This is a genomic window from Thermoplasma sp., assembly GCF_008709555.1.
Taxonomy (GTDB): domain Archaea; phylum Thermoplasmatota; class Thermoplasmata; order Thermoplasmatales; family Thermoplasmataceae; genus Thermoplasma.
The window spans coordinates 24623-46233 of record NZ_VYIJ01000010.1 but is presented as its reverse complement, the minus strand read 5'-3'; the positions used below and the strand labels follow the sequence as shown (position 1 = coordinate 46233).

Annotated in this window: 23 protein-coding genes; 13 read left to right on the top strand and 10 right to left on the bottom strand. The window is 46.1% G+C overall.

Going from position 1 to position 21611, the window contains the following annotated elements:
- Positions 1-367 precede the first annotated feature (367 nt).
- The 3 genes from F6Q11_RS05070 to F6Q11_RS05060 all read left to right on the top strand — a co-directional run bounded on the left by F6Q11_RS05070 (position 368) and on the right by F6Q11_RS05060 (position 3714).
- Entirely contained in the window at positions 368-1300 is a 933-nt protein-coding gene (locus tag F6Q11_RS05070; RefSeq protein ID WP_297026830.1) for a cobalamin biosynthesis protein, read from the top strand.
- An 84-nt stretch (positions 1301-1384) separates the two neighbouring features.
- Complete coding sequence (locus F6Q11_RS05065) at positions 1385-2686, top strand: APC family permease (protein WP_297026828.1); 1302 nt, start codon at positions 1385-1387, stop codon at positions 2684-2686.
- Positions 2683-3714: a nicotinate-nucleotide--dimethylbenzimidazole phosphoribosyltransferase gene (locus F6Q11_RS05060; protein ID WP_297026826.1), complete on the top strand. Its 1032-nt coding sequence runs from the start codon at positions 2683-2685 to the stop codon at positions 3712-3714. Before F6Q11_RS05065 ends, F6Q11_RS05060 begins: the two co-directional genes overlap by 4 nt.
- Positions 3715-3766: 52 nt before the next feature.
- Here F6Q11_RS05060 and folP read toward each other — a convergent pair whose 3' ends face one another.
- Together folP and F6Q11_RS05050 are read right to left on the bottom strand one after the other, a co-directional pair.
- Complete coding sequence (gene folP / locus F6Q11_RS05055; protein WP_297026824.1) at positions 3767-4810, bottom strand: dihydropteroate synthase; 1044 nt, start codon at positions 4808-4810, stop codon at positions 3767-3769.
- A 110-nt stretch (positions 4811-4920) separates the two neighbouring features.
- Positions 4921-6075: a PLP-dependent transferase gene (locus F6Q11_RS05050; protein ID WP_297026822.1), complete on the bottom strand. Its 1155-nt coding sequence runs from the start codon at positions 6073-6075 to the stop codon at positions 4921-4923.
- Positions 6076-6206: 131 nt separating this feature from the next.
- Here F6Q11_RS05050 and tmk point away from each other — a divergent pair, with 131 nt between their 5' ends.
- Both tmk and purN read left to right on the top strand, forming a co-directional pair.
- Entirely contained in the window at positions 6207-6788 is a 582-nt protein-coding gene (gene tmk / locus F6Q11_RS05045) for a dTMP kinase (protein ID WP_297026821.1), read from the top strand.
- A 45-nt stretch (positions 6789-6833) separates the two neighbouring features.
- Positions 6834-7433 (top strand): phosphoribosylglycinamide formyltransferase, encoded by a 600-nt coding sequence (gene purN / locus F6Q11_RS05040; RefSeq protein WP_297026819.1) that lies wholly within the window; start codon positions 6834-6836, stop codon positions 7431-7433.
- A gap of 199 nt (positions 7434-7632) precedes the next feature.
- Here the strand turns inward: purN and F6Q11_RS05035 are convergent, their stop codons facing one another.
- The 4 genes from F6Q11_RS05035 to F6Q11_RS05020 form a co-directional block, all read right to left on the bottom strand.
- Positions 7633-7842 carry a CDGSH iron-sulfur domain-containing protein gene (locus tag F6Q11_RS05035; RefSeq protein ID WP_297026817.1) on the bottom strand — a complete coding sequence of 70 codons (210 nt, stop codon included), beginning with the start codon at positions 7840-7842 and terminating at the stop codon, positions 7633-7635.
- Positions 7843-7903: 61 nt separating this feature from the next.
- Positions 7904-8620: an RAD55 family ATPase gene (locus tag F6Q11_RS05030; protein ID WP_297026815.1), complete on the bottom strand. Its 717-nt coding sequence runs from the start codon at positions 8618-8620 to the stop codon at positions 7904-7906.
- A 30-nt stretch (positions 8621-8650) separates the two neighbouring features.
- Positions 8651-9847, bottom strand: a complete 1197-nt coding sequence (locus F6Q11_RS05025) for a mandelate racemase/muconate lactonizing enzyme family protein (protein WP_297026814.1) — start codon at positions 9845-9847, stop codon at positions 8651-8653.
- A 131-nt stretch (positions 9848-9978) separates the two neighbouring features.
- On the bottom strand, positions 9979-10587 hold the full coding sequence (locus F6Q11_RS05020; RefSeq protein WP_297026812.1) for an MBL fold metallo-hydrolase: 609 nt from the start codon (positions 10585-10587) through the stop codon (positions 9979-9981).
- 194 nt (positions 10588-10781) lie between these two features.
- Between F6Q11_RS05020 and F6Q11_RS05015 the strand changes: the two genes are divergently transcribed.
- Positions 10782-11606: an ABC transporter permease gene (locus F6Q11_RS05015; protein ID WP_297026810.1), complete on the top strand. Its 825-nt coding sequence runs from the start codon at positions 10782-10784 to the stop codon at positions 11604-11606.
- 5 nt (positions 11607-11611) lie between these two features.
- Complete coding sequence (locus F6Q11_RS05010) at positions 11612-12535, top strand: ABC transporter ATP-binding protein (RefSeq protein ID WP_297026807.1); 924 nt, start codon at positions 11612-11614, stop codon at positions 12533-12535.
- Here the strand turns inward: F6Q11_RS05010 and purM are convergent.
- Positions 12529-13545: a phosphoribosylformylglycinamidine cyclo-ligase gene (gene purM / locus F6Q11_RS05005; RefSeq protein ID WP_297026806.1), complete on the bottom strand. Its 1017-nt coding sequence runs from the start codon at positions 13543-13545 to the stop codon at positions 12529-12531. The two genes, F6Q11_RS05010 and purM, sit on opposite strands and share 7 nt — an antisense overlap.
- A gap of 170 nt (positions 13546-13715) precedes the next feature.
- Here purM and F6Q11_RS05000 point away from each other — a divergent pair, with 170 nt between their 5' ends.
- Both F6Q11_RS05000 and F6Q11_RS04995 read left to right on the top strand, forming a co-directional pair.
- Positions 13716-14144: a 30S ribosomal protein S12 gene (locus F6Q11_RS05000; RefSeq protein WP_110640114.1), complete on the top strand. Its 429-nt coding sequence runs from the start codon at positions 13716-13718 to the stop codon at positions 14142-14144.
- Between the two features lie 6 nt (positions 14145-14150).
- A complete protein-coding gene (locus F6Q11_RS04995; RefSeq protein WP_297026805.1) occupies positions 14151-14705 on the top strand; it encodes a 30S ribosomal protein S7 in 555 nt (184 codons plus the stop codon).
- A 107-nt stretch (positions 14706-14812) separates the two neighbouring features.
- Here the strand turns inward: F6Q11_RS04995 and F6Q11_RS04990 are convergent, their stop codons facing one another.
- On the bottom strand, positions 14813-15085 hold the full coding sequence (locus F6Q11_RS04990) for an HU family DNA-binding protein (protein ID WP_110640116.1): 273 nt from the start codon (positions 15083-15085) through the stop codon (positions 14813-14815).
- A gap of 344 nt (positions 15086-15429) precedes the next feature.
- Between F6Q11_RS04990 and F6Q11_RS04985 the strand changes: the two genes are divergently transcribed.
- Positions 15430-15933, top strand: a complete 504-nt coding sequence (locus tag F6Q11_RS04985) for a hypothetical protein (RefSeq protein WP_297026802.1) — start codon at positions 15430-15432, stop codon at positions 15931-15933.
- Here the strand turns inward: F6Q11_RS04985 and F6Q11_RS04980 are convergent.
- Entirely contained in the window at positions 15930-16220 is a 291-nt protein-coding gene (locus F6Q11_RS04980; protein WP_297026799.1) for a DUF5611 family protein, read from the bottom strand. The genes F6Q11_RS04985 and F6Q11_RS04980 overlap by 4 nt on opposite strands.
- Positions 16221-17246, bottom strand: a complete 1026-nt coding sequence (locus F6Q11_RS04975; RefSeq protein ID WP_297026798.1) for a TIM barrel protein — start codon at positions 17244-17246, stop codon at positions 16221-16223. It lies immediately after the preceding gene.
- 213 nt (positions 17247-17459) lie between these two features.
- Between F6Q11_RS04975 and dnaG the strand changes: the two genes are divergently transcribed.
- The 3 genes from dnaG to hisS all read left to right on the top strand — a co-directional run bounded on the left by dnaG (position 17460) and on the right by hisS (position 21594).
- Complete coding sequence (dnaG, locus tag F6Q11_RS04970; protein WP_297026795.1) at positions 17460-18764, top strand: DNA primase DnaG; 1305 nt, start codon at positions 17460-17462, stop codon at positions 18762-18764.
- The gene (locus tag F6Q11_RS04965) at positions 18746-20227 is read left to right on the top strand and encodes a Lon protease family protein (RefSeq protein WP_297026793.1); all 1482 of its coding nucleotides are present in this window, start codon (positions 18746-18748) and stop codon (positions 20225-20227) included. The genes dnaG and F6Q11_RS04965 overlap by 19 nt, the downstream gene beginning before the upstream one ends.
- 86 nt (positions 20228-20313) lie before the next feature.
- Complete coding sequence (gene hisS / locus F6Q11_RS04960) at positions 20314-21594, top strand: histidine--tRNA ligase (RefSeq protein WP_297026791.1); 1281 nt, start codon at positions 20314-20316, stop codon at positions 21592-21594.
- The last annotated feature ends 17 nt before the right edge of the window (positions 21595-21611 follow it).

Below are 21611 nucleotides of genomic sequence, written 5' to 3'. Positions count from 1 at the left end.
AATTCTTTTTGAGGGCCGTTATGCTATCCAATTGGATATTCATACTTTTCGATGATAATCGATCTGCAGGTGCCCAATGAAGCCATTCCCCATGGGCCAATATCCATTTGTTCGTTCATGGTATTGCTGATGCGAATGATGGCAATGTGCACATGATTAGCATCAGAACAATACCTCATGGTTTTCGTCAGCACCTCGATACTGAGTTTGATCCTTCCAGCGTTTCCTTTCCAATCTCCAACTTCTTTATAAATAACAAATTATTCTGGTAAGTAGGAGCAATTCGTGGCCACATGCCGGATCTGGTCACAGTGCAGCGTGTAAGACAATATAAACAGGTGGTTGCAGCCGGGAAACTGGTGAACATATGAATAATCTAATCATAATGATAATAATACTGATAGGCGCGATCGCAGTTGACATAATATTCGGCGAACCAAAGGAATACATACACCCGGTTGTTTTCTCCGGCAGGGTCTCAAAGAGGATAGAGAATTACTTCAGGCATCACGACAACAGGATAATATCGGGTTCTGTCTTTGCGGTATCAGTTATTGTCATAACGGCAGTACCGTATTTTCTTGCAATATATCTTTCAAGCTTTGTTGTGGTCATATATGTCATTGTTTCCATGATCGTTCTTAAAACAACCTTTTCAATCTCTTCAATGGGAGACCATATAAGGCTAATTGTGGAATCCCTCAAGAACGGAAACATAAATGATGCAAGGGTGTACCTTTCAAGGGTCGTTAGAAGAGATACATCTAATCTGAATGAGAATGAGATATCGTCTGCAGCCATAGAGACGATCGCGGAGGGCCTCGTTGATGGGTATATGACGCCGCTTTTTTTCTTCATATTCCTTGGCATACCAGGGGCCTTCGTGGCGAGAATAATAAACACCATGGACTCAATGTATGGCTACAAGGACAGGGAGAACTTCGAATTCGGAAGGTTCTCAGCCTTCATGGATACCGTCATAAATTACATACCTGCCAGGCTATCCTGGTTCTTCATAGGGTTCTCCGCAGACGTGCTGAACTACAGGCATAAGGTGATAAGCCCGCGCAAGTATGTCAGCAGGTTTGACAGCGTGAATGCTGGCTGGCCAATTTCAACCATGGCATGTGCACTAAATCTTAGGCTTGAAAAGAAGGGTTCATACATAGTTAACGATGATGGGTACCAACCATCGGTTAGGGATATAGAGCGCTCCATGCGGGTCTTCTACGTCGCGGTTTATTCGTACACAATAATATTCATTCTGCCGCTCCTGGTCGCAATGGCCTTCCTCATGTGATATTCGTACAGTATCTGTCCTTCAGCATCTCCTCATCCAGAGGTAATGACTAAAATTTCTTATAATGAAGTCAAATAAACTTCCGTGAACAACTCCATTTCCGGTTCTATTGGTCCATTCTTCCAATCTCTGTCTTCAATAGGGCCTATGCTGAACATAATTGGTCTCTTCTCGATCATTGCGGCTATAGACTATAAGGCCATATTTTACATAGTGATCATAGCCTTTGGCTTCTCCGCTTTCAACATCTATATGCCATACAGGGCCTCATCGCTGATAAGATCTAATGGCGGATACTATGCCATCACTGGTACGATCTCCGGGAAAAGGGCCGGTGTTGCCACCGCTTATCTCTATCTCATCTACGGTTTCTCCGCATTGCCATCCATAACGCTTTTTCTGATGTCATTCGCATCGTTCTTTTTAAACAGCATCTACATCGAAATGATCATACCGGTGGCTTACACCACACTTGCTCTGTACGTTATATCGAGGGGAGTGGGCAGATCTGTTGACACCATGAAGATGCTGGGACTGGCGGAGGTCGCTTTCATAATCATGCTCGACGCGATCATGCTGATCCGTCCAGAGGGTACCGTTCCGGGAATAAGTCGGATAGATTTCACTGGAGGCGGCCTCTGGAGCGGGCTTCTATTTGGAATGCTCATGTTCTCAGGTTCCGGATCGGCATTCTTCATAACGGAGAATACCAAGAATGGCAAGAAGACGGTACCGCTTGGAATTATCCTGGCCTTCTTTGCGTCCGGCATTCTGATGTCAATTTCGGCATACGCTGTCCAGGCATTCCTGGGCGGAAGAATGCTTTCCTATTCAATGAACCCTTATATAATCGTGGATTACATCAGATCTTCAGCAGGATCTATGGTCTATTATGCTTTCATATTTTTTTCGCTGTCCAGCTCATTCAATCTCACCATAGGCTATCTCAACTCGTTCAGGAACGCTGTTGCGCGTATGTCTCTTGATAATATACTTTATATGGGGAAGCGCAGGTTCTATGCTCTGGTCTTCCTGCTGAACATCGCGATATCCTGGGGTCTTTATCTGACCATTGGGTCATTCTACGGTTTTATTGTTGTAAGCGGCATAGTGTCATCAATGTATTTAACAGTGCATCTGATATCCACGGCGTCACTTTCCAGATGGATGCTTTCAAACAGGAAAAGGCTTTCAATGGCCATACTGTCTGTATCGTTCGTCATACTTACGATCACACTTGCATATTCAATCATAGCCGACGCAACTTCAGATGTTATGATAGACCTGATATACGCCATCGTCCTGGTAGCGGTTTTCGTTTCGATACTCTTCCTGTCAAGGAGGCCGGCAATTGATTCTGTGAGGTTCGGTGGTGAGGAGGCATGAATGTGGATGATGTGATAATGGGAAAGATGGCGGATGATCTTGAGATCTCAAGGGATAACACCATATTTGTCCTGATCGCCGGTACAACTGAGGTATCACTGCGCCAAGGAATAACAGCGGCCGGCTCCTCTCCGGAGTCAACCAGGATAACACCCACTGTCGATTCTGAGATAATAGGGGAGGGCAGATGCCTGAGCATGGATGAACCGCCAATGACTCCGGAGGGCATACCCACGCCGGCGATAGTGTCGCGTGCGATCCTCTCCCTCACTGGTCTCAGACACATGATAGTCAATGGTGGTTTTTCAGTACGGCCTAAAACGATCTTTCTAGAGACATACCTGGATCCGTCCAGGGATCCGGGCATTGAAAGATCCATAGCAGATCCGGAGAAAGTCATGGATGCAGGCCGTCGCATCGGAAGGATGATCGATGGAAACTACAGAAACATCATAATAGGTGAGAGCTTCCCAGGCGGAACCACAACTGCCTATATAGTGCTGAAGGCCATGGGCATAGATTCGGGAACAAGCAGCACGATGCCCACCGATCCGGATGAACTGAAGAGAAATGTCGCAGAGGAAAGCTTCAGAAGGCGATTCGTCCGATCACCATTGGAAGCCGCCACGGAGTACGGTGACAATCTAATGCTGTTCATGGTTGGGATGGCAGAGGCGGTCCGCAGATCATCGATGATACTTGCCGGAGGTACGCAGATGGCCAACGTGGCCAATCTGATAAGGCATGTTAATGGGCGGACAGACCCGGTTCTCGCGACCACGCAATGGGTATTCTCGCACAGATCAGACCTCTTCAGGATTCTCAGCCTTGAGGATCGCAGCATTGTTTCTGTTATGGACTTCAGCAGGATGAAGAACGCAGGTCTGAGGTTCTATAACCAGGGCCATGTGCGCGAAGGCGTCGGCATGGGTGCACTGTACGCCTATGCCAGAATTGTTGGGTTCAGCAGGGCCGAGATAGAATCCTCCATAGATGAATTCTATTCGAGCTTTCTGAACATAGGATGATACGCCATCCTGAAGGCCAGATCGCCTCCCCATCCGATTTTTCATCTGGCGTTTATGTTTCGGCGTTCATGCCCTGCGATGCCAGAACCAGGTATGTTGTCAGTGCATCCCTGTTCTCCTTCACGTCATGCACCCTTAGGATCGATACCCTGTTCTCCGCAAGATATATGCTTGTCCCTATCGTTCCTGCGAGCCTGTTCTCTACCTTCTGTCCGGTTATGGCCCCTATAAAGGTCTTCCTGGAAGTACCAACAAGGATAGGGAATCCGACATTCAGGCTCTTTATGTTCCTCAGGATCTCAACATTCCCCTTTGTATCTTTAGCGAATCCTATTCCAGGATCAAGTATTATCCGGTCGAAACCGATCTCATTTCTCAGGAGTTCATTGGCCCTGTCTGCTAGGAAACCAGCGACATCGTATATTATGTCATCATATGAGGTAAGGCTCTGCATGTTCTCGGGAGTACCGCGCATGTGCATTATTATGCAGTTTAGGCCAGAATCTTTCGCTATTTCTATCATCCTCTTATCTGTGAAGCCAGATATGTCGTTTATATAATTTATGTCGTATTTGGTCAGCCCATCGATAACTGATGGATGCCTTGAATCTATGGATATGGGTATATCTGAGTAATCCCTGACCATCTTGACCACAGGAATGAGCCTTTCAAGCTCAGTTGCTGGATCTACACCCCTGCTCCCTGGCCTTGTGCTCTCTGCGCCAATGTCCAGTATATCCGGTTTTTCGTCTATCACCCTGAATACAAGATCCGAGTGGCCCAGGACTCTACTGCCAGGATAGAATGAATCCGGAGTTGCATTCACTATACCCATTATCTTCGGTATTGCGGGCTTATCATCCAGCGCATTGAATATCGCGGCAGAAGCCAGATCCTCGTATCCAGGGTATATGGAATAGAATTCCATGAGATCCCTGACCGTCCTCCGATCTGCCAACACAATGTATTTTCTCCTTCCGCCCTCCATGATCACCTCGTGATCTATTGGCGGAGCCCTATCAGAATACACCTCAAACTGAAACTTTCCGTTTGATCCGCCGTGAGACCCTCTACGCGGGATGATCAGACCGTCCATGATCCCTTATTAAATGAAGCATCTTATAGGTTTTTTGTTTCCATGAAGCATCAGGAAGCATCTGAATGAACCCATGTTTCTGCGCAGATATGGCTATCCTGTCCATGCCATCAGGATGCCAAAGCATTCTGCAGGTCAGCTATCAGGTCCTCCGTGTCCTCTATACCTATTGAGAACCTAACGAGGTTGTCGCTTATGCCCATCTTCTCACGTTCTTCCCTTGAGAGTGATGAATGCGATGTTTCAGCTGGAAGCGTTATAAGGCTTTCCACACCACCTAGGCTTGCGGCCACCATTGGGATGCTCAGCTTCTTCAGGAAGGAGTGAACATCCATGCCCCTCCTTATCTCGAATGACACCATGCCTCCGAATCCTGTGAGAACCTTTTTTCCGATATCTGTGTCCGGATAGTAGACCCTCGATATCGCTTCATTTTTCCTCAGGAATTCAGCTATCTCCATCCCGTTTCTGTTGTGTTTTTCCATCCTCAGGCCAAGGGTCTTGAGTCCGCGGAGGGCCAGATAGGCCTGGAGGGGATCTGGGGTTGATCCGAATGTTTTCCTCCTTATGACGAGGCTGTTGAATATGTCCTTAACATGCGTGGCAACAACACCCATGACTATGTCGCTGTGCCCTCCTATGTATTTTGTGGCACTGTGTATAACGACATCCGCTCCAAGATCGAGAGGATGCTGATTGTAGGGAGATGCAAAGGTTGCATCGACTATTATCAGGGGCTTTTCAGCATGTTCCGATACGGATCTGATATCAGGAACCTTGAGCGTTGGGTTCGTTATTGACTCCATGTAGATCGCGTCGTATTTAGTTGGATCGAAATCCAATCTGTTGATCCTCTCCGTATCAATGTAATCTACCTTTATACCGAGATCGGCGAGAACCTTGTTGAAGAAATAGAAGGTCTGCCCATAGAGATCAGACAGGGAGAGCATCCTGCTCCCCGGACGAAGGAGGCCAGTGATGGTGGATGTTATCGCGCCCATACCGGATGAAAAGGAAAGTGCGTATTCCGATCCCTCAACAGAGGCATACTTCTCCTCAAATGACTGTATTGTCGGATTTCCCCACCTTGTGTATATGTAAGGTTCATTCCTTGTATGGTCAGTGTACGCCTCTCTCTCTGGGTTCGGGTAAACGAACGTTGACGTCTCGAATATGGGTGTGGTTACATTTCCGAACCTTGGATCTCTTAGCTCTCCAGATTGAACGGCCCTGGTGTTGAAACCCTTAAACTTCTTGGATACCATGAATCTGCATGGCACTTTAGGATAACAAGATTTGCAATTCTCATGATCACAGCGAAATTCTTCAGCACATCAATGCACTGCAAGTTCGACCGCTCAGTACATTTATTATCATGTGGCATCTATCCACCTGAATGTTCATAGCTATTGAGGGCATAGATGGGGCTGGTAAGACAACCCTGGCAAGAGGAATATTTAACCTGCTATCTGAAGAGGGCTACCCTGTATATCTCACAAGAGAACCAACAGACAGCATGGAAAATTATACCGGTGACGGGGTGGAACTTTTCCTCAAGTTCACCATCAACAGGTACGCGCATCAGAGAGAGATAGAGTACCACATCAACAATGGCGAGATAGTGTTATGCGACCGCTACATACGATCATCGTTTGCATACCAGTTCGATGGGATAACGGACTTCTTCGGCGATCCTGATAAGGCGTGGAGATGGATGGAGGAGGTATCGGAAATAATAACGCTGAGGCCAGATATCCAGGTATATGTGGATGTCGACGTGCGGACGGCAATGGATCGCATCTCAATGAGAGGAGTGAGGAACCCTGGATTCGAAGATGAACAGAAACTCAGAAGAGTTCGAGAGATATACAGGAAATTCCGATGGGATGTGACGGTCGATGGAAGCAAGGATAGGGACGTTATGATATCAGAGGCCTTCGGCAGCATAATTGAAAGGATACGGCGGATCAGGCAATGAAGACGTGGATACAGTTAAGACAACTTCAGAGATACAGATCATGTCATGAGGAGCATATGTGTCCTTGTTTCCGGCGCTGGCACGACGCTGCAGGCGGTAATTGATGCAATAGGATCGGGAAAACTGGATGCCAGGATATCAAAAGTCATAGCGGATCGGAAGTGCATGGCTATCGATCGCGCCACGAAAGCAGGCATCTCAACAGTTGTTGTGAAGAGAGGGAATGATTTTCAATCGGAGCTAATGAGGGAGATGGAGAGTTCAGATGCAGATTTCTTCCTTCTTGCTGGCTTCCTGAGCATACTCGAACCAGCAATAATCCAGAGGTTCAGGAACAGGATAATCAACACGCATCCCAGCCTTCTGCCATGCTTCGGCGGTAAGGGTTTCTACGGCATGAAGGTGCATGAGGCCGTCATCAAAAGCGGTTCCAAGTTCTCTGGATGCACCGTTCATTTCGTGACCGAGGAAATAGACGGTGGCCCTATAATACTGCAGAGGGCCATACAGGTTGATGACGTGGACACGCCAGAAACGCTTGAAAATAAGATACATGCCATAGAGCATTCCGCGGTGCTGCAGGCCCTGAATATCGTCATATCCGGTAGATACAGGATCGACGGAAAACGCGTGATTGCACCTTGACCGATCATCGACGTAGAAACAAGTAAAAAGGTACTTTTACTGCGATCAGAAATGATGATGGAAACAGAAAAATAGACTCAATGCATCATTGAATGGATCACTGTGATGAGAATTCATCTTTCTGATGCATGATGAAAGACGGGCAGGCTGAGTGATCATTAGATCTTTTCTTCATCTATTTTTCAGCGCTATGGAATGATCACTCGTTATCGTAGAATGAGTGGAATTCTTCTCTCTTCTTCTCTGCATTGTATATGTATATATGATCGCCCTCATCGGCAGTTATTTTGTGGGTTCCATCGCAGTATGGTTTATGCGAGGACAGGCCGCAGCCGCATATATGAACCTCTTTGTCGCCAACCTTTATCGCGTAGGGATGATCCCTCGTGTGCAGTACAAGTCTTGCCATATTCTATGATACGGATTCTCATTAAAATACATTTTGCAAATTGCTGTGAACAAACAGGGTATTATTTTATCCGTTCGACGTTGAACGATCCCAGGGTGAATGTACCGTCTTCAGGGTATATTCTCACCCATTCCTTTGTTCTTATCCTCTTCAGGGTGAGCACCCTGAGGTAGTCTCTGTCACCATCGTTTCTAAAATGAAGTGCAGAATCCATCAGATACGCGAACCATTCTGACCTTTCTTCCGGTACGAAATCGTCAACGGCGTAAATGGATACGAGGGATCTCTTACGGTTCATGCTTATCAGCTGTATGAAGAAGCGGTCAGTATTCGGATCCTGGGACATAAGATACCTTGTCGCAGAGATCATAACAAAGACATATTCGTCCATCCTCTGCACTGCGGATGTTATCTGCTTGAGCACAGACGGTATGTTTGAAGGATCGTCCAGTATCTCCGTATTTGCCGGTGCAGATATCTGGAAAGGCTTTGCAAAGCCGTCAAGTATATGTATCATGTCGGTGTTTGTGCCGCTGCGTGCCAGATCAGCCATTATCCCCTCTGACGGGAAATCAAAATCAGCGAGGATAACTCCTATCCCACTGTTTGCAGCGTTCCTTATGAAGCTGTAGATGAAATTCCTTTTCTGTGAGAAATTGTTTCCCTTGACAACCACATTGTCATTTCGATCGAAACCACCATAGAAGAGATCGTCAAGGCGCTCTATACCTGTTGAAACCTTCTCAATCTTCTGTAGTCCGTCCTGATCTGGCGCCATATAAAAAAAGATTATGCACTGATATAAAAATTATTTTTGTCGGTATGGCTTGAAGGTACCGGAAACCACCCATGGGGGTTCCTTGTCGTCGAAGGGCTCCATGCCAGAAACCTGGTATTTTGAAACTATGTCCTCGTTAACCTTGCACACTCCTGGTTCGCCAGTCAGGCTGAAGTACCCGTTTTCCAGTTTGTATCCCGATGATACAAGCCTCTTCTTCCAGTCCGGCCAGAACATCTCAAAGCTCTCCTGTATAATGAAATTGGTGATGGTTGTGTCAAGGTTCAGCGTAGCAGCGGTCTGTATTGGTCCAAATGCATTGTGTGGTGCAACCGGTATTCCGAAGCCGTCAGCTATCGCCGCTATCTTCTTGCCCTCAAGTATTCCTCCAGAATTGGTGAGATCTGGCTGTATTATATCGACGAGCTTCTGAGATATAAATCGGGCAAATATTTTTTTGTTCAGCACTCTCTCACCGAGGGCGATCGGTACTCTGTAATAGTTCTTCAGGTCCAGAAGATCATGGTCAAGATCAGGGTGAAGCGGTTCTTCATAGAAGAACGGATGGTATTCCTCCAGTGCCATGCCGGCCTTTATCGCAGCTATCTTTGAGAACCTGCCATGGTACTCTATCAGAAGATCGACCTTGTCCCCAAGCTCGGATCTCAGGGTTCCTACGATGTTCCTGGCATTCTCCAGGCCCTCGTTCGTTATTGAATCATAGTTGTCTCCGAACGGATCAAACTTCATGGCTGTGAACCCCATCTTCACAACTTCCTTTGCCTTCTTCAGGAAATCATCGGGGGAGACACAGTCGTTATACCATCCGTTTGCGTATGCTCTCATTTTAGGGTTCACTTCACCGCCCAGTAGCTTGTAAACCGGCGTTCCCAGTTGCTTTCCTATCAGATCCCATGAGGCTATCTCGAATGCGCTAAGCGCCGAGGTGGCTTCCATGGAGACTGGAAGATAGAAGGAATCTCTGTAAAAGTCGAATACGTTGCGTTCAACATTGAAGAAATCCTTTCCATTGAATACCCTTGCTACCTCTTTCATGCTCTCAAGAACCGGAAGCGTCATGAGAGTCGTGGGTGCCTCACCATATCCAACGAGCCCATCAGCACTTGTGATCTTTACCAGCAGTATCGTTGAGCTCCACGGGGAAGAAGTCTCACGTGATTTCTCTCCCATCTCTATTATCTCAATGTTCTTTATGGTAGAATTCATGAATGAGATATCGTCTCATTCCTCATAAAACTGTTGTGGTATTCGTGGAAAATATCATGAAACAAATCAGAAAATGAATGGATGTAAAATTGGATACGATGATAATTCGGCAACAACGCGTCATGGAACGATCATAGCTGCACTGGATCCCCGTGTCCCGGAAGGACGAGGTAGCCTTTCATGCCCTTTATTGTCTCAAGCGATTTCTCTGCACTGTTTATTTCGTAGGAGAAACTCTTGTTTATCTTCAGTTCTCCGCCTGATTCAACGGCAGCATCTCCGCTGAAAATGATGTGCAGATCTTCCACTATGTAGGAGGTGCTGCCAATGGTATGGCCCGGAGTGGCCATCTCCTCTATGCCTGGAATGCTAGCCCTGGAAACGGGCTTAACATCCTTGACCGGCTCAAACTTCAGCATACCGGTCACAATTCTTCCGAAGAATGATTTTGGCTTTGGTGGTTCCTCCTGGCCACCAATGATCTTCATCTCCAGATCCGGCACGAATATTTCTGGATTGTACCTATCCGCTATCTCTTTGAGGCCGCCAACATGATCCGCATGATGGTGTGTTATTATAACGTAATCTGGTCTCACTGCAGTCCTATCGAAGTGGTCTATTATCTTCCTGCCTCCGCCGGCCGTCCCAGTATCTATGAGAATCTTCTTACCTTCAATGCTTAGGAGATACGAATTGGCCGTTGCCCCATCGATCCTCTCAACAGCCTCATTTATCTTCATAGAATACATATCAACAGGATTTATAAAAACGTTAACAGGTTAAAGGTGTCACTTGAAAAGTATATATCCCATGGTAATTTATGGCAGACGCTCAACAGTACCCATTGATCAGGAAATTCTCCAATAAAGGCCTACGGAAAAAATAAGATAAAAATATATAGAAAGGATTTTAATATCGATTTCGATACACCGATATGGCTTTCGCAAATGCAAACGACTTGCACAGCTATATGGTTGGTACGAGATTCCAGTTTACGTACTATTTTAGGAGCCGGAGGTTCGTTGGACTTCTGATATTCTCTGTTTTCATAACCGCGCTCATACTGTTTCTCGATCTGCATTACAATTATTCGTTTTACAAGTCCGAAAACTCAGCGGCTTTCCTTGATGCATACTTTTCGAGCGATATCACAGCTTATTTCGCAATACTTGCAGCTTTCTTTGGTGGCGATATGGTATCCATGGATCTAGGTACAAATACCGCCTATTACACGCTTGTTCAGCCCATAAGACGCAGCATCCTGTACATCGGGAGATACACAGCAGCATTCCTCTCCACCGCCGTGCTCGTCCTGATAATATACCTCGGTGGGGTGGCCGGTTCACTTTACCTCTACGGTGATGTAACAGATCTAATAGTGCCATCTTTTGGATTCGCCCTGCTTTACATGCTCGCATTGATCTCATTCGCTACACTCTTCAGCGCCATATTCAAGACTCCAAGCATAGGGCTCGTCGTCTCCATACTTTTTCTGATACTCGTCTATCCTGCGGTGCAGGGCATAGTATCTGCACTTGCAGGGATCAATCCATGGATGTTCGTGACCTATGCTGGAGAAATGATATATCTGGTGTTTGAAAAGAGCTACGTTGTGCATTCAGTCAATCACACGCACTTCGGAACGATATACACATTCAATCCGACAGGAAATGAAGCTATATTTATAATGCTTGGATATATAATAGTATTCTCACTGATATCCATACTTGTTTTCACCAGGAAGGAGATAAAGGGGTGATATAGATGGCGTCAATAGAACTGGTCAATGTATCGAAGTATTTCGGAAAGTTCAAGGCACTCGAAAATGTATCATTCAGATATGAGGACAGCGGTGCCATCGGATATCTTGGCCCAAACGGCGCAGGTAAGACGACAACGCTGAAGATACTCACTAATCTTCTCAGGCCGTCGTCCGGGAAAGCCATGATAAACGGGATAGATGTGAACAGGAATCCGGTCGAGGCTTTCAAGAGTATGGGGTCTGTCATAGAGTCCCCATCACCGTTTCCGTACTTCACTGTTGAAGATTCCCTTATGTTCGTTGCGGAACTACGTAGGATGAACAGGAAGGACGCAAGAGATAAGATAGAGTATTATTCAAAGGCACTTGCCCTTCCCGATCTGGATAAGAGGATAGGCGATCTGTCCAAGGGCCAGAGGCAGAGAGTGGTGATCGCCTCTGCACTGTTGCCGGATCCACAGGTTCTTCTGCTGGATGAGCCCACAAGCGGTCTAGATCCATTTGAGATGAAGATAATACGCGATCTCATTGTTAAACTTAAGGAAGACAGGCTCGTGCTCATGAGTTCGCATCTGCTGTCCGAGGTTTCAGAGGTCTGCGACGAGGTCATATTCATAAATCACGGCAGGATTCTGGCGAAGGATAAGGTATCGAACATATCAAGAGAATTCAGGACAAAAGCTGTCGTCGTTGAATTCCTCGATCAGGTGGATGAGAGAACCATATCGGCGATCAAAGCCATTGGGCTCGATCCACAGATAAATGGCCGGAATTCTGTCGTTATACCATATGATGGAAGCAATGAGGAACGCGCCGAGATACTCCAGAAGCTGGTTGGGGTCGGAAAGATAATACGGTACGACAGCGTTGGATCTGGGCTGGAGGAAGCCTATATATCTATACTTAAAAATGGGGGGGATCAGTAATAGCCCTTCAGTGAGACCTCATATTTCGGTATCTCAACGCCAGTACCATTCTCCACATGGCCCAGAACCTTAACCGGTACCTTACCCTTGAGCGCATTCATCACATCTACTTTTTCATCCTCATCTATAACCAGGACAAAGCCCGTCCCCATGTTGAAGACCTCGAACATCTGGGCGTAATTCAGGTCACCCATCTCCATGAGCCTTACAAAGACGTTCTGGGGTTCGAATGGATCATCTATGATGTACTTCATATCCTTCATCCTTGTTATGTTCTTGAAGCCTCCGCCTGTTATATTCGCCATGCCCTTTATCGTTATTATACCCATTATATCAAGTATCTCCCTCACATATATCCTGGTGGGCTCAAGGAGAACCTCGTAGGTCTTCTTTGAATCTCCAGGGAAAGGATCCTGAAGATCTATCCTGTTATCTTCAATTATCTTCCTGACGGTGGTGAAGCCATTGGAATGCAGTCCGCTGCTTCCCAGCCCTATTATTATGTCGCCTTCCTTTATATTTGAACCAGTTATTATCTGGTTCTTCTGCACGATTCCAATAACCGCGCCGGATACATCTATATGCTTGACCACATCTGGCAGCACCGCCGTTTCCCCGCCCACTATGCTTATGTTGGCCATCTGGGCACCCACGTTGAATCCGGTTCCCAGCTGTTTTGCCATCTCATCGTCCATCCTGTTAACTGCAAGGTAATCAACCATCGCAATTGGTTCTGATCCAACGGTTATGGCATCGTTAACGTTCATAGCAACACAGTCGATACCCAGCGTATCATACTTATTAACCGCCTCAGCTATCATCGTCTTGGTACCGACACCATCATTGTTGAAGGTGATGGCAAAATTTCCCATGTCTATTATTGATGTGAAGCCACCCATATATCCAATATTCTTGAAATCTTCACGGTGAAATTTCAACTGCCTGATGAAGGTGTTTACGAATTCACCCTGGAGCTTCCTGTTTATGATCCCCCCTTCAACTTCGCTCATGATGTGGGTATCACTTCATATAATAACTTTGTTGTGATTTCATGGCATAGTGGAGATATGATCATTTTATATATGAATATCAATATAAAGGTAAATGTCAGATATAAATATCAGATACGTATTATGCATCACACACAGTAAGATCAGTTTCATGGCATCATGGTGATATAATGGGAAATGGTATAAACGCCGGAAGAAAATTACTCGAGACGAGGAAGAAATTCAGGTGGTCCGATAGAGATTACAAGAGGAGAGTTCTTCAGCTCAAGAGGAAGAGTGACCCCCTTGAGGGTGCACCCCAGGCAAAGGGGATAGCCATAGAGAAGGTTGGTATAGAGGCCAAGCAGCCTAACTCCGCCATAAGGAAATGCGTCAAGGTACAGCTCATAAAGAACGGAAGACAGATAACTGCTTTCGCGGTCGGTGATGGTGCAATCAACTATATCGATGAGCATGATGAGGTCACCGTTGAGGGCATAGGCGGAAGGATGGGCAGAAGTAAGGGTGATATACCTGGAGTGAGGTATAAGGTTGTGGCAGTAAATGGGATCTCGCTCAAGGAACTTGTTAAGGGAAGAAAGGAGAAGACGGTGAGATAAATGCTGATGCTGTTCAACAAATACGATGTCAATACCGTGGAGATCCACGATCCAGGTATGGTGAAATACATCAACGTAAAGTCCGCATTGAACCTGCATACCGGTGGCAGGTTCTCGTCCTATTATGCTGGAAAAATAAATATGAATGTGGTAGAAAGATTGATAAACAAGCTGATGAGGAGCGAGAAATGGACCGGCAAAAAATACAGCGCTTACAAGATAACAGAGGAGGCTTTTCAGATAATAGCAGAGAAGACGAAGCAGAACCCGTTGCAGATACTGATAAACGCCATAGAGAATGCAGGGCCAAGGGAAGAGGTTACCAGACTCAAATACGGTGGTATAGCTGTGCCAAAATCGGTTGATGTTTCCCCATCCAGGAGGGTTGATGAGGCCCTGAGGAACATTGCAACCGGTGCGACGAATGCCTCATTCAAGAACAAGAAGTCCATAGTAAACTGCCTCGCCGATGAGATAATGGCTGCAGCAAGGAACGATCCCTCATCATTCGCGATAAGCAAGAAGGAAGAGATAGAAAGGGTTGCGCAGTCCGCAAGGTAAGCGCACATCTGATCTATAACATTTTTACGTTTATTGAGAGTTTCCTTTCATTTATCATTAGAAGATAAAAGCGGAGAAATAAAAATAAAGATGTAAAATGGATCAGCTTACTGCTGATATTTGATCTTGCTTGAGGCCCTGAAGACGAATTTCTTCTTGGACGGTACTTCAATGACCTTCTTTGTCTGCGGGTTCCTTGCTTTCCTCGGGCCCTGCGTCCTTCTCTCAAAGATACCAAAGCCAGCCAGGTTTATCTTCTGGCCTCCGTTGGCCTGCGCGACTATCTCATCCAGAAAAGACTTTATCACGGTTCTTGCCACTTTCTGGGTGGTGTTTGCCTTCTTTGCTACCTCCTTGGATAGCTCACTGATTCCAACCATTCTTTACCACCTGTATGATAATAACATAGGAAGTATTAAAATATTTCTATCATGTTTTTATTGGAGCATTGTTTAGACGTAGTCTGCCAATATTCAAAATTTATAATAAAAAAATGTATCATTAATTATTCACGGATCATCGATGAAATAGCATATTTATTCATATATCAATATTATTTCTAATTAGGCATCATACATATATAGGTGTAAATTAAAAGCAATTTCACTGGACTTGTCAGACATGAACTTCTACAAAAATACGATTATGAGGAATGTTGCAGCCATCTCGATCGAAATTCGCAGGCAAGCCAACATTAATTTATAGAACTTAAAAATTGAAGCGTATGAGCATAGTAGGGATACTGCTTGCAGTACTCATAATACATGTCTTCGCCGCCATGATCTTCATTGGAGGGTCGCTCTTCATATGGTTCATTGTCTGGCCTGCATCTTACAAGGCCACATCAGACGAGAGTGAGAGGACGAAGATAGTTGGTATCATTGGACGGTACTTCGGCTGGTGGACAGACGCCACGGTTGCCATACTCCTTGTGACCGGTGCATACCTTGGCTACGAATACATAGGCGGTAACTTCTCCCTGTTGACGACGACGCTGGGTGGGGAGATACTGCTTTACAAGGTGATCATAGTCTGGATAACAATAGTTCTGATGTACGCAAACAACATCTATCACGGGAAATTGATAATGCGCCTGGCTGCAGAGAAGAAATACGATGAGATGAAGAGGATAAGGAGGATAACTCATATGGCATCTTTCATAACACTGGGCCTGCTGCTTATCATAATGGGTCTGGCCGTGGCCCTCCAGTTCTTCATGCCGTCCTAATCCTTTGTCATCAATTTTTTCCTTTCCTTGGCGGAATAGCCGGTCAACTTCTCTATGAAGTCGTTGTATGCCCTGACAACAGCCAGTTTGTCGGAACCGCTATCATAATCGCCAGTATTGACAAGGATCTTTTTTTTATCGGGCTTTATCTCTATCCTGGATATGCCCGGAATGGATGCTATTAGAAGATCTCCCTCTGATCTAACGCTGTATCCAAGTTCCGATATCTTCGCCCTTATGGATTCATAATCCGTTGGAAAACCCTTCTTGACAGGATATTCGCGCATTCAATCACCCGAAAGTGGTTTTTCTACGACCCTTTTTCTCTGCATCTTCTTGAAGTACGACCTGACATATATTATCTGCATGTACTGCGCGTCGTGCTCAAGCAGTGGCGATGAAGAGATTATTGTCATGTCGTCTGGATAATCGATCAGATACTCAGATAGAGTTTCAAACTTCAACGTACCGTGTTTTATGGCCGTGAGCCTCCGTTCCTCATTGCCATCGAATTCCACGCCGGAAAATTCCGTGTAGAGATCGTATTTCGCATACTTCTTGAAATCATTTATGACGCTTTCGAAATCCTTTATCTCAACGAGGGAACCTCCAGTTAAAGCATGGACGTGTGCAAAATTAAGTATGGGCTCTATGTTTATCCTTCTGGCCAGCTCCAGAACCTCCTTTGTCGTACCGAAGACCTCATGCTTCCCGGAGGTCTCGACACCAATGTATGGATAACCACTATCTGGAGAGAACTCGTTCAGTATATCAGAATAGACCTCAGCAAATTTGTTGAGGCTGTCCTTCTTGCTTCCATGATAGAAGCCAGAATGGGTGACAACTCTCCTTGCACCCAGATACTTCCCAAGGATGAGTGCCCATCTGAGGTGGTTAATCGATTTCTCAGCTATGTCAGGCGACCCTATCATATCCATATAATACGGTGCATGCATGGAAAGTGTAACATCCAGTTCCTTGGCAAGTTCGCCTCCGGTCTCAAGTTCGTCATAATTCCTTGCCATGTTCCAGAAGAGCTCCTGGACTATGTCATCTTCCTCTATTTCGGTATCTATGCCAACACTCCTGTAGTTGCCGTCTTCATCCTGCCTGAGTACGTCTATTATTATTGAATCCTCGACATCGTATGGCCTCAGGCCAGTATATTCTTCGGCCGAATTCTCCTGCACGTTGACACGGAGAAGTTGCACCTCCAACGCATTAAGGCCCAGGTTATGTGTTTCTTCAACCGAATCTATAAAAGTCCTTCCCTTGCTTGTGAGGGGTATTCCAGCAATACCGAATCTTATCATGTATAACCTTGATATTGCTATTTAATTGACCTATAAATATCTGACCATCATCGTATCAATGCGCAAAAATAAGCTGTCCGTCAGACAGATCAACTATATTTCCCATGTCCGTTGCGTGATAGAATACATTATATATCATTTATGCATTTGTTAATTTGATGCCGATTTTAGGTGGTAATGTTAATATCATTATCATTCAAAAAGGTGATATGGATGAACGTAGATCCAAACTTAACAAAATACATGATCAAGGCGAAGATATATACCGATGGGGTGGTTGAAAAACCAGATGTGGTTGGAGCAATATTTGGTCAGACTGAGGGTTTGCTTGGTGACGATCTGGATCTGAGGGATCTCCAGAAAAGCGGGAAGATCGGGAGGATCGAGGTCGAGATAGACAGCAAAAAGGGCAGAACCGAGGGTTATGCCCTCATTCCTTCTGGTCTTGATCAGGTTGAAACAGCCATCCTGGCAGCGGCTCTAGAGACAATTGACAGGATAGGTCCATGCAAGGCCAAGGTTGAGATAGCAAATGTTGAAGACGTGAGAGTACAGAAGAGGCAGAAGATAATAGAGAGGGCAAAGAAGATCTATCAGGATATGAACAGCAAGGGGGACGATCTCAGCGAAAGCCTTGTCAAGAGCGTTAGGGAGGAGGTAGAAAAGTCAGAGATAATATCCTATGGCGAGGAAAAGCTTCCAGCAGGTCCGGCGATAAACGATTCTGATTCGATAATCGTCGTTGAGGGCAGAAATGACGTACTGAATCTCCTGAAATATGGTATAAAGAATACCATAGCTGTACAGGGTACAAACATCCCTGATACCGTTAAAAAGCTTTCAAAGGAGAGAACAGTTACGGTATTTCTGGACGGAGACAGGGGCGGCGATCTAATACTGAAGGAGATGCTTCAGGTAGCCGAAGTGGACTTTGTTGCAAGGGCCCCACCGGGGACTGAGGTTGAGGAACTTACCTACAAGCAGATCGTCAAGGCCCTCAGGTACAAGACTCCAATAGACCAGTACCTGTCCATGCACGGCATGAACGACGAGCTCAAGGAATATTCACAGAGGAACAATATTGTCTTTGGATCTCAGCCCAGCAACAACCATGAGGCCAAAGCTGAAGTCGTGGAGGAACCTCCAGAACAGACTTCAAGGGCAGAGGAGATGCATGAGGAACAGACCCAGCAGGTAACCGTGCAGAAGGAGGGATTTCTGGATCTTCTTAACCCGCATGAAGTTTCCAAGAGGATAGAGGCGCTTGCGCAGCTCAAGCTGACCGAGGTCTATGATTCAAACGGCGAGAAGCTCTTTTCCTTTCCTGTTTCGGAGGCTGTGGACAGGATATCTCAGGATCCTAGGGGCAACACGGTCATAACGGGTGGCATAATATCACAGAGGCTGATAGACGTCTCATACAATGCGGGAATAAAGAATATATACGGGCTCAAACTTGGGCACATAACGAAGAAGCCCGTTGATATAAACGTGATAGCATGGGAACGTTCTATGTAGACTCTTATAATGATTATCCCGACACATCCTACATAAAGATACCAACGAATCCCCTGGAAAGGGTTATAGGTCAGGATGATGCCGTAAAGATAGCCATGGTGGCGGCAAAGCAGAGGAGGCATCTTCTGCTGGTTGGGCCACCCGGCGTCGGCAAGTCGATGATAGCGCAGGCCATGTCCTTCTATATCGAGAGGCCAACTGAGGAGATACGTGTGGTGCATAACCCACAGTATCCTGAGAGGCCATTTGTTGAGATAAAGACCAGGGAAGAGGTCATGGCTGAACGCGAAGAGGAGACATCCACATCAGGTATTATAATAGATCCAAAAGATGCCCCTACAAGCGTCGCTGAGCGCCTTGGATACAGATGCAGCAAATGCGGTTTCTACTCTTCACCATCAGATGCGGTATGCCCAAACTGCAACTCACCTAAGGTGCAGATGGGTACACAGGGGCCTTTCGGTGACGTATTCAACGTAATAGGTGCGGCATTCGGTGTCCAGAACAATCTGGACAAGGTCACGCTCACGAGGAGAAACGGAGATCACGACGAGATAATAGTGTACGAGAGATACAACGACAAGATAAGGGTTCTTGATGAGAAGACGCTTGAAAGGCGCAGGAGACTTGAGAAGAAGAGCCCAAGCAAGACCATCGTACCGATAGACAGAAATCCGTTTGTTCTTGCGACCGGAGCAAGCGAGACAGAGCTCCTTGGCGACGTCAGGCATGACCCTTACGGCGGGCATCCGCAGCTTGGAACGCTGCCCTACGAAAGGGTGATAGCGGGATCGGTTCATGAGGCGCATCAGGGAGTTCTCTTCATAGATGAGATAACACATCTTGGGAATTTACAGCGCTATATACTGACTGCGATGCAGGAGAAATCATTTCCCATAACGGGTAGGAACCCTCAGAGTGCAGGGGCAAGCGTCAGGGTGGACAAGGTACCAGCCGATTTTATACTCGTAGCTGCATGCAACATAAATGATCTTCCATACATACTCAGCCCTCTGAGATCCAGGATCGTTGGGAATGGATACGAGATACTTATGAAGACCACTATGAAGGATACGGAGGAAAACAGGATGAAGTATCTGCAGTTCATATCTCAGGAAATAACCATGGATGGAAAGATACCGCATATGACCATGGAGGCGGCAGGTCTCATAATAGAAGAAGGAAAGAAGAGGGCGAAGATCATAGACAAGAAGAACAATGAGCTCACGCTGAGACTCAGGGAACTTGGCGGCCTGATCAGGGCTGCCGGGGATATAGCAGTGTTCAAGGGCAACAAGCTTATAGAGAAGGAGGATGTTGAGGAAGCCATAAAGCTCTACGTACCTGTAGAGGAGAAGATAACCAAGGAGTACGGCAGCATGGCTGCGGCATATTCTTCCGAGAATACCACATCGCAGAAAGATTTCTACAACTACAACCTTGACGACAGATCATACGAATGATTCGATCGACCTTTCATAGCGCCCCATCATTTTCTGATCCGCGGCAATAAAAATAAATATATACCGTCCCACAATTTTATCAGAAGGTGTACCGTTTGCAGATAGAAAAGATACGAGGGTTCAGAGATTTTTATCCCGAGGACATGGATGTCGAGAAGTTCATATTCAGGAAGGCTGAAGAGGTCGCTGAAGCTTTCGGTTTCAGGCGGATAGATTTTCCGAGCCTAGAATATCTTGACCTCTACAGGTTAAAGTCAGGGGAGGAACTTCTTCAGCAGACGTATTCATTCGTTGACAAGGGGGGCAGGGAGGTAACGCTTATACCTGAGGCAACGCCATCCACGGTGAGGATGGTCACCTCAAGGAAGGATCTTCCGAAACCCCTTCGCTGGTATAGTTTTCCTAAGGTATGGCGCTACGAGGAGCCTCAGGCCGGCAGATACAGGGAGCACTACCAGTTCAATGCTGATATATTTGGGAGCGACAGCCCAGAGGCAGATGCGGAAGTCATCGCACTCGCGTCATCCATACTTGACGCTCTTGGGCTCTCTAATGTGTATGAGATAAGGATAAACAGCAGGAAGATTATGGAGGAAATCATAGGCGGAATTACATCATCCGATCCATTCTCAATTTTCTCCATCATCGATCGGTACCACAAGATCAGCAGGGATGATTTCACCGATCAGCTCAGGTCAGCAGGTGTTGGCGAAGATGGGGTATCCATGATAGTTGACCTTTGCTCTGGGACGCTTGGAATAGACGAGATAGAGAAGATAACAGGAAGGGGTAGCGATGAGATAACTAGGATGGGACTGGTGAAGGATCTGCTCGGTTCATACGGTGTCAGAAACGTGCGCTATGACTTTTCAATAGTGCGTGGTTTATCCTACTACACGGGTATAGTATTTGAGGCCTACGACAGATCTGGTCAGTTCAGGGCCATACTTGGTGGTGGAAGATATGACAATCTCGCATCTCTTATGTCTGGAGATTCCGTTCCTGCCGTAGGTTTTGGCATGGGCGATGCGGTCATATCGCTTCTCCTCAGGAGGGAGAATGTTCAAATACCAAGGCAGAGGAAATCGGTTTACATGTGCAGGGTCGGAAAGGTAAATTCCGGCACGTTGAACGAGTACTCTAGAAAGCTAAGGGATGTCGGGATAGATGTGACCGTTGAGATAATGGAACGTGGGCTTTCATCGCAGCTCAAATACGCCTCTGCCATAAACGCCGATTATGCGCTGATATTTGGCGAACGTGATCTTGAAAAGGGAAACGTAACTCTTAGGGATATGCGTACTGGAGAGCAGGAGACAGTTTCTCTTGATTCCATTGTGGATCATGTGGTTTCTAAGGCCAGATGAAGGAACATGAAATGAAA